Annotated in this window: 9 protein-coding genes; 6 read left to right on the plus strand and 3 right to left on the minus strand. The window is 32.5% G+C overall.

Features of this window, described 5'->3' with window-relative positions; translation table 11 throughout:
- Positions 1-19: 19 nt before the first annotated feature.
- Positions 20-1,291, minus strand: coding sequence for an NAD(P)/FAD-dependent oxidoreductase (locus DFQ10_RS08165; protein ID WP_115816908.1), 1,272 nt, complete (start codon positions 1,289-1,291; stop codon positions 20-22).
- Between the two features lie 136 nt (positions 1,292-1,427).
- On the opposite strand from DFQ10_RS08165, the gene DFQ10_RS08170 reads away from it, so the two are divergent.
- Positions 1,428-1,922, plus strand: coding sequence for an RNA polymerase sigma factor (locus DFQ10_RS08170; RefSeq protein ID WP_115816909.1), 495 nt, complete (start codon positions 1,428-1,430; stop codon positions 1,920-1,922).
- 4 nt (positions 1,923-1,926) lie between these two features.
- Entirely contained in the window at positions 1,927-2,559 is a 633-nt protein-coding gene (locus tag DFQ10_RS08175; protein ID WP_115816910.1) for a hypothetical protein, read from the plus strand.
- Between the two features lie 60 nt (positions 2,560-2,619).
- Here DFQ10_RS08175 and DFQ10_RS08180 read toward each other — a convergent pair whose 3' ends face one another.
- A complete protein-coding gene (locus DFQ10_RS08180) occupies positions 2,620-3,420 on the minus strand; it encodes a lysophospholipid acyltransferase family protein (protein ID WP_115816911.1) in 801 nt (266 codons plus the stop codon).
- A 48-nt stretch (positions 3,421-3,468) separates the two neighbouring features.
- A complete protein-coding gene (locus DFQ10_RS08185) occupies positions 3,469-4,113 on the minus strand; it encodes an NUDIX hydrolase (RefSeq protein WP_115816912.1) in 645 nt (214 codons plus the stop codon).
- Between the two features lie 2 nt (positions 4,114-4,115).
- Between DFQ10_RS08185 and DFQ10_RS08190 the strand changes: the two genes are divergently transcribed.
- The 4 genes from DFQ10_RS08190 (at position 4,116) to DFQ10_RS08205 (ending at position 8,054) form a co-directional block, all read left to right on the plus strand.
- A complete protein-coding gene (locus tag DFQ10_RS08190; RefSeq protein WP_115816913.1) occupies positions 4,116-4,829 on the plus strand; it encodes a peptidylprolyl isomerase in 714 nt (237 codons plus the stop codon).
- 204 nt (positions 4,830-5,033) lie between these two features.
- Positions 5,034-7,178: a M3 family metallopeptidase gene (locus DFQ10_RS08195; RefSeq protein ID WP_115816914.1), complete on the plus strand. Its 2,145-nt coding sequence runs from the start codon at positions 5,034-5,036 to the stop codon at positions 7,176-7,178.
- Positions 7,179-7,275: 97 nt separating this feature from the next.
- Positions 7,276-7,686: a hypothetical protein gene (locus tag DFQ10_RS08200; protein ID WP_115816915.1), complete on the plus strand. Its 411-nt coding sequence runs from the start codon at positions 7,276-7,278 to the stop codon at positions 7,684-7,686.
- Between the two features lie 2 nt (positions 7,687-7,688).
- The gene (locus tag DFQ10_RS08205; RefSeq protein WP_115816916.1) at positions 7,689-8,054 is read left to right on the plus strand and encodes a hypothetical protein; all 366 of its coding nucleotides are present in this window, start codon (positions 7,689-7,691) and stop codon (positions 8,052-8,054) included.
- Positions 8,055-8,131: the final 77 nt, after the last annotated feature.

Consider the following 8,131-nt stretch of genomic DNA (forward strand, 5'->3'; position numbering starts at 1 on the left):
TATCAAGAGAAAGCCTCAATTACTTCTTGTAAGGTCTGATAATAAGACGTGCTGCTTTATCAAAATTAATATAATTGTATGTCCAGTTGAACAAAACAATTACTCGATTTCTAAACCCAACTAAAGACATTAAATGCACAAACATCCAAACAAACCATGCAAAAAAGCCTCCAAATTTATAGTGCTTTAAATCTACAACAGCTTTATTTCTTCCTATAGTTGCCATAGACCCTTTATCTCTATATGTAAAAGGCTTTAAGGGTTTATTATCTATTAATCGTAATAAATTCTTTCCTAATAATTTACCTTGTTGAATAGCAGGTTGAGCAACTTGTGGATGTCCTTTGGGATAGTCTTCTGATGCCATTAATGCAATATCTCCAACCGCAAAAATATTAGTATGCCCTTCTATTTGATTAAATTGATTCACTTTATAACGGTTGGCTCCTTGTATTAGAGCTTCAGCTTTTAAACCTTGAATTGGAGCTCCTGTAACACCAGCTGCCCAAATTAAGGTCTCAGATTCTAATTTTAATTCAGAATTAGTAGTTACTGTTGTACCATCATAATGTTTAACAAAGGTGTTCCGATGAATTTTCACACCTAACTTCTCTAAAAATCTTTCCGCTTTTTTTGAAGCATGCTCACTCATAGGTGGTAATACACGATCTGCACCTTCTAATAAGTGAATGTGCATATCGTTTGGATTTAAATCGCGATAATCTCTAGGTAAGATATTGTTTTTTAACTCTGCAATGGCACCTGCTAATTCCACTCCTGTTGGTCCTGCTCCAACGATAACAAAATTAAGATAAGCTTCTCGCTCTTCTTCTGTATCTGCAATGGCTGCCTTTTCAAAATTTTGTAAAATGAGACTTCTTATATTAAGTGCTTGTGGCACTGTTTTCATTGGCATACTGCTAGATTCTATAGCTTTATTACCAAAGTAGTTTGTTTTAGTTCCGGTAGCAATAATTAAATAATCATAAGATAAATGACCAATTGAGGTAATGATTTCTTTATTTTCAGGTAGAATTTGTTCTACTTGTGCTAAACGAAAAAAAGACGTCTTATGCTTTTTTATAATCTTTCTTAACGGGTAAGCAATAGAGTCTGGTTCTAATCCAGCACTAGATACTTGATATAATAAAGGTTGAAAAGTGTGGTAATTACGTTTGTCGATTAAGACAACCTGAACATTTTTATTAGCAAAGGCTTTGACCAAATTAACACCTGCAAAGCCACCACCTATAATGACAACTCTTGGTAGGTTAGATTGTGGGATATTCATAAAATACTACTTGAAAATATAAGTGCAAAAATACGAATTATAGCAGCAAAAACGCTTCTTTAAAACAATAGTTGAATAAATTTGTAACAAAATGGAAACTCTTACTACTAATTAAATAACTAACCAATTATATCAGTTGAACAAAGAACTAGAACATAGTTTTGTAGAACAGTTGCAAAAACATCAAAATATTGTGCATAAGGTATGTCGCTTATACACTAATAATGTTGATGCACATAACGATCTGTTTCAAGAAATCACCATACAATTATGGAAAGCGTTTCCAAAATTTAGAGGTGACGCTAAATTTAGCACTTGGATGTACAGAGTAGGTTTAAATACTGCAATTACGTTATACAGGAAATCGAAAAGACGCATAGATACGCAGGCATTTGACTCAGTTGAGTTTAAAATTAAATCGGAAGATTATGACGATACGGAAGAGCAACAGCTAAAACTTTTATACCAAGCCGTTCATCAATTAAATGATATTGAAAAAGCGTTAGTTTTCTTGTACTTAGAAGACAAAGATTACAGAGAAATTAGTACAACTTTAGGTATAACTGAAGTTAATGCACGTGTAAAAATGAATCGTGTAAAAAAGAAATTAAAAACCATACTAAATCCGTAAAATTATGGATGAATTAGAATTATTAAAAAAAGATTGGAATAAGTCCAATACCCAATATAAATCATTTTCGGATAGCGATATTTATAAGATGAGCCATAAAAAATCATCAACTATTGTTAAAACTCTATTTTACATTAGTTTGGCGGAATTGGTCTTTTGGATATTTATCAATTTCTTACCGTTTGTTCTTTCAGACAGAATGAAAGCACAACTAGAAGAAATGAGTCATAGTTGGATATATATAGGATTGAATATATTAAGCTATGCAGTCATTGTTTTATTTATTTATCTGCTATGGAATGCTCAAAAATCCATTTCAGTTACGGATAATGCAAAAAAACTGATGGAAAGCATCTTAAAGACAAGAAAAATAATTAAATATTATGTGCTTTACAATTTATTAATAGCGCTAATAAGTATTCCTATTTCACTTTATTTTAGTATTAATGAGCATCCTGAAATTTCAGAAAAATTAAGTACGGCCTCATCTACACAATTAGCGATGATTCTTTTAATAACAATCTTAGTTACAGCCGTTTTTTTAACCTTAATCTGGTTATTCTATAAATTAATTTATGGTATTTTAATTAAACGTCTTAACGCTAATTATAACGAATTAAAAAAGTTAGAAGTTTAGTATAAAGCAATAAGCCAGCAATATGATTGCTGGCTTATTACTTAAAACAAAGATTGTAATTTACATATCTCTTAATTCTCTATTTAAACGTTCATTTTCTTCAAGTACATCTTGTGGAATCACTTTTAAGAATGAAGGGTGTTGCTCAATAGCATACTCAATTTTTTCTACAATATCTGCAATAGATTCGTTATCGTAATCAATATCTAAAGGCTCTTTAATTTCAAAAGATTGAAAAATATTTTTCTTTTTAATTCGCAATCCTTTTTTATCAAACGAACGTCTAAATCCATCAATTACAATAGGTACAACAATTGGTTTGTACTTTTTTATAATGTGAGCAGTTCCTTTTCTAATGGGTTTAAAAGGTGTTGTTGTCCCTTGCGGAAACGTTACTACCCAACCATCGTCTAAAGCTGTTTTTATCATTGTAATATCACTCATCTTCACTTGGCGATTAATATCCTTCCCTTCAGAACGCCATGTACGTTCAATACTAATTGAACCTGTATAAGCAAATATTTTTGGCAATAGTCCAGATTTCATGGTTTCCTTTGCAGCAACATAATACATGTTTAATTTAGGATTCCATAAATAACCTACATTTTTAATATTATCTAATCGACCGCTTAAACTCGCATTAAATACGTGAAACATAGCAATAACATCAGCAAAATAAGTTTGATGATTAGATATAAACAATACGTTGGTATCTGGTAGATTCTTTAAAATATCCGAACCTTCAATCTGCAAATCATTAAAACCTCTAAAGCGTCTATGTGTAGCAACACCTAGTATTCTAATAAGCCATTTTTTAACCCAAAGTATATGTCCGAAAGGATTTCGTTTAAATAATCCCATAGTAAATTTTCAGTTTTTATCAATTACAAATGTAACTAATATGTTAAATTATAAAACCTGTTTTAACAAGTCTTTTATTTCGCCAAGCATCATAGCTGTTGCTCCCCAAACAATATGACCGTTTAATTTAAAAGCAGGCACATCGGCTTCAACATTAAAAGAGGTTGGCACTCTTGCAGTTAACACATTAGTATCGCATAAAAAATCCCTTAGTTTCACTTCTATGATGGCGTCTACTTCTTCATCTTGCTTTGAAAAAATTAAACTTTTTTCTGAAATGCCTATAAAAGGATGTACCATAAAATTACTTGGTGGTATATAAATAGGAGACATTCTTTTCAAAACCTCAAAATCTTCTTTTGCAACACCTATTTCTTCTTCGGTTTCTCTAATAGCCGTTAGCATTAAATCATTGTTATCATCATCTTCATATTTTCCACCAGGAAAACCAACTTGTGCGGAATGGACACCTTTATATGTATTACGGAGAATAAGAACCAAAGTGGTTTCGTCTTTAGTATTTGGATAAAACAAAGCCATAACACCAGCTTGTCTTGCTGTTTTAGACTTCGCTTTCATCTTCTCAGCCAAGTCTAACCGATAAGGAGGAGACATTTTAGCATGAGAGTCTTCGCCTGAAAGCTCAAGATGTTTTATTTTTACTACTGATTCTAAAAACGTACTAAATAGCATTTATGAAATTTCGATTATTGTTTCCGATAGTTATAGGAATAGGATTACTACTTCTGAATTGTGAAGATAAGCAAACTTCAAAAAAATCAGATACTACAGTAGTAAAAGATTCAACTATTTCTAAACCTGAAAACAAACTTAAAAAAACATTAAAACCAGAATACCCAAGACTTACAGATAACAATGCCATGGAATTCTTTTTAGAATACGAAAAAGAAAACAAGGAAGATAAAGTACGGATTACTACTGATTTTGGCATTATAGAAATTCAGTTATATGATAAAACGAAATTCCATAGAGCCAATTTTGTTTACCTCACAAAGCGCAATTATTTTGAAGGCACACAGTTTTACAGAGTTGTAAAAGATTTTGTAATTCAAGGAGGCAGTAGTGATGATTACAACTTAGCCAAAAAACGACAAAAAATTGGCAAGTACTTATTGCCACCAGATACCAAAAGAGGTTACACGCACAAACGCGGAGCCGTTTCTATGCCAAGTAGCGAAATTGAAAGTGCATACAAACTCGCCTCTCCTTTTCAATTTTTTATTATTCAACGTAAAGGTGGAGCACAATATTTAGATGGTGATTATACTGTTTTTGGTGAAGTAACATTAGGAATGGATGTGGTAGATAAAATAGCGAATGTAAAAACAGACGATGGAGATTGGCCTTTACAAAATGTTTATATAAGAAAAGTAGAGTTAATAGATTGATTATAAAATCGATAACTAAACAAGTACACTCATTATTGCATTTTTCAGATTATAATGAGTCTAGAATGTATTTAATTTTTCATACAATCTATTAAAACCAACCTCGAAGAATTATAAATTATTTAAGAAACTTGAAATCTAATTTAAGTACCTTGTTTGCTTTATAAATTGCTATCAATTTATCAATGCTAAAAACGAACTAACATGATATCTAAATCTATTAAAGCCACTTTTATTTGCAGCCTTATTTTATTAACAAACTGTAAAGAAGAAGCCAAACAAACACCCCAAACAGCAATGAGTGATAACGTATTAATCCAAGAATGGACAGGACCTTACGAAGGTGTACCTGCTTTTGATAACATGTCTGTAGATGATATAAAATCTGCCTTAGAAGAAGCTATGAAGCTCAACCTTGAAGAGATTGAAGCTATTGCAAATAATACTGAAGCAGCTACGTTTAAAAACACCATTGTTGCTATGGAAAGTGCAGGCAAGCCGCTTAATAGAGTGTTTGCTTATTATGGTATTATGGGAAGTAATGTCTCAACACCCGAGTTTAGAACCATACAGTCTGAACTTGCACCAAAACTTTCAGATTTTAGATCTCAAATTTCTCAGAATGAAAAATTATTTCAGCGTATAAAAACTGTTTACGATGCTTCTCAAAAAACACCTTTAGAGTCACAAGCACAACGTGTCGTTGATTTAACCTATAAGCAGTTTGAAATGAATGGTGCCAACCTAGATGCCGAAAAGAAAAAACGCTATGCCGAAATCAATAAAGAACTCTCTATATTATATACCGATTTTGCAAATAATGTTTTGCATGATGAAGAAAACTATATTACATATTTAAACAAAGATCAATTGGGTGGTTTGGCAGATGGTTTTATTAAATCTGCAGCAAAAATAGCCACAGATAAAGGTGAAGATGGAAAATACGCCATTACCAATACGCGCTCGTCAATAGATCCGTTCCTTACCTACTCTACTGAACGCGAATTACGCAAGCAAGTTTGGACCAACTACTACTCTAGAGGTGATAATGGAGATGATTATGATAACAATGAAATTATAGCCAAAATTTTAAGACTACGAAAAGAACGTGTTGGCCTTATGGGTTATAACAATTTTGCTGAATGGAGATTACAAGATCGTATGGCAAAAACTCCAGAAAATGCTATGGATTTAATGATGGCTGTTTGGCCAGCTGCAACTGCTAGAGTAAAAGAAGAAGTTGCAGATATGCAAACTGTAGCTAACGAGCTTGGAGACAAAATAACCATTGAGCCTTGGGATTATAGATATTATGCTGAGAAAGTTCGTAAGAAAAAATATGATTTAGATAGTGACGAAGTCAAACAATATTTACAATTAGATAAACTAACAGAAGCGATGTTTTTTACAGCTGGAGAATTGTTTAATTATAAGTTCACACCTGTTGCAGAAGGCTCTGTGCCAGTATTTCATGAAGATGTAAAAGTTTGGGAAGTAACAGATAAAGATTCCGGAAAAAACATTGGCTTATGGTATTTAGACCCTTATGCTCGCCAAGGTAAACGTTCTGGTGCATGGGCAACAACCTATAGAAGCTCAGATTCCTTTGAAGGTAAAACCAATGTTTTAGCCTCTAACAATTCTAACTTCGTAAAACCGGCTCCAGGAGAAGCTGTTTTGGTATCTTGGGATGATGCCACAACGTTTTTTCATGAGTTTGGTCATGCCCTTCACTTCTTTTCTGCTGATGTAAAATATCCAACCTTAAATGGAGGAGTTAGAGATTATACAGAATTCCAATCGCAATTATTAGAACGTTGGTTATTTACCGATAAAGTTATTAATCAGTTTTTAGTGCATTATAAAACAGGCGAGCCTATTCCTGCTACTTTAGTTGAAAAAATAAAGAAAGCCTCTACCTTTAACCAAGGTTTTGGAACCACAGAATATTTGGCCTCTGCTCTTATAGATATGAAATTGCACTTAGCAGATCCAACGGACATTGACATTGATAAATTTGAACGCGAAACTCTTGACGAATTAGGTATGCCAAAAGAATTACCAATGCGTCATAGAACACCTCAATTTGGTCATGTGTTTTCTGGTGAAGGTTATGCAACGGCATATTATGGTTACATGTGGGCAGATGTATTAACAAGTGATGCGTCTGAAGCGTTTAGAGAAGCCGAAGGCGGTTTTTATGACAAAGAAGTTGCCGACAAATTAGTGAAATATTTATTTGCACCACGTAACGCTATGGATCCTGCTGAAGCCTATAGAAAATTTAGAGGACGCGATGCCAAGATTGAAGCTTTAATGAAAGATCGTGGATTTCCAATCTCTAAATAAGGTTAATAGCGATAAAAACTGTTGTTATCCCGCAAATTTCAATGATAATTTACTATAATTGTGTTGATATAACTAGTTAGGCACAAGCTGAAGAATAATGGAAACAGAAGAAATCAAAATTTTTGTTTATGACAAAAGAGAGAAAATAACTTCTTCTTGTTATGTCGAACAAATATCCGAAAACAAGTTCCGAATGACCGAAAATGACCTTTTCAATTGTCACCTAACAAAAGGAACTGAATTTAAAACGAGATTAAATGAAGATGGAAATCACGAAGTTGTCAAAATCCTTAAGAAATCTGAATTTATTACAAGACGTTTCCTTTTATCAACTCAATACAAAGAATCCGACTATAGAGTTTTAGGAGACGAATTAATGAAGCGTGGTGGATTTTGGCAAGTAGATTTTGGTGGAATAGCGACAGTTAATATTCCTAAAGACTTTGAATTTAATATTGACCAAGTTATGAAAGAATTAGACTTGAATTTGACCGAAATAACTGAATAGATATGGATTTCCCTTTGCAACCTTTAATCATTCCCAGTGGATGTCGAATCTCTAAAAATGATTTTACGACTTATAATCCTGAAATTGATTTTACAGAAGAACGAAATTTGTATAATCTAACAGAAGACCTTTTACAAATTGCATTTGATTACTCAAATCTGTTAATTGATTTGGGTTGGTATGGAGAAATCTCAACAAACGATGGGGAATTTTATATTCACGTTATAGAAAATGAAAATTGGGATAATCCGATACGCACTGAAAAGTCAAAATCTCAAAAGACTATAACAGAAAAACTTGAACTTCTACTATTGGAAATTCGCGAAAGTGGAAAGATAAAGCCAGTGCCTAACAAAGTACTGTGGTAAAAAACAAGTAAAAATGTATTAATTTTTCACTAAAGTACTTTTATAATTTCCATCATATATTAATCCTGATTTAGCTA

Source organism: Winogradskyella eximia, assembly GCF_003386165.1.
Classification (GTDB): Bacteria; Bacteroidota; Bacteroidia; order Flavobacteriales; family Flavobacteriaceae; genus Winogradskyella; species Winogradskyella eximia.

Coding starts and splice junctions, on each gene's coding strand:
- DFQ10_RS08205 (WP_115816916.1), top strand. CDS start 7,689: ATGGATTTCCCTTTGCAACCTTTAATCATTCCCAGTGGATGTCGAATC.
- DFQ10_RS08185 (WP_115816912.1), bottom strand. CDS start 4,113: ATGCTATTTAGTACGTTTTTAGAATCAGTAGTAAAAATAAAACATCTT.
- DFQ10_RS08200 (WP_115816915.1), top strand. CDS start 7,276: ATGGAAACAGAAGAAATCAAAATTTTTGTTTATGACAAAAGAGAGAAA.
- DFQ10_RS08190 (WP_115816913.1), top strand. CDS start 4,116: ATGAAATTTCGATTATTGTTTCCGATAGTTATAGGAATAGGATTACTA.
- DFQ10_RS08195 (WP_115816914.1), top strand. CDS start 5,034: ATGATATCTAAATCTATTAAAGCCACTTTTATTTGCAGCCTTATTTTA.
- DFQ10_RS08180 (WP_115816911.1), bottom strand. CDS start 3,420: ATGGGATTATTTAAACGAAATCCTTTCGGACATATACTTTGGGTTAAA.
- DFQ10_RS08175 (WP_115816910.1), top strand. CDS start 1,927: ATGGATGAATTAGAATTATTAAAAAAAGATTGGAATAAGTCCAATACC.
- DFQ10_RS08165 (WP_115816908.1), bottom strand. CDS start 1,291: ATGAATATCCCACAATCTAACCTACCAAGAGTTGTCATTATAGGTGGT.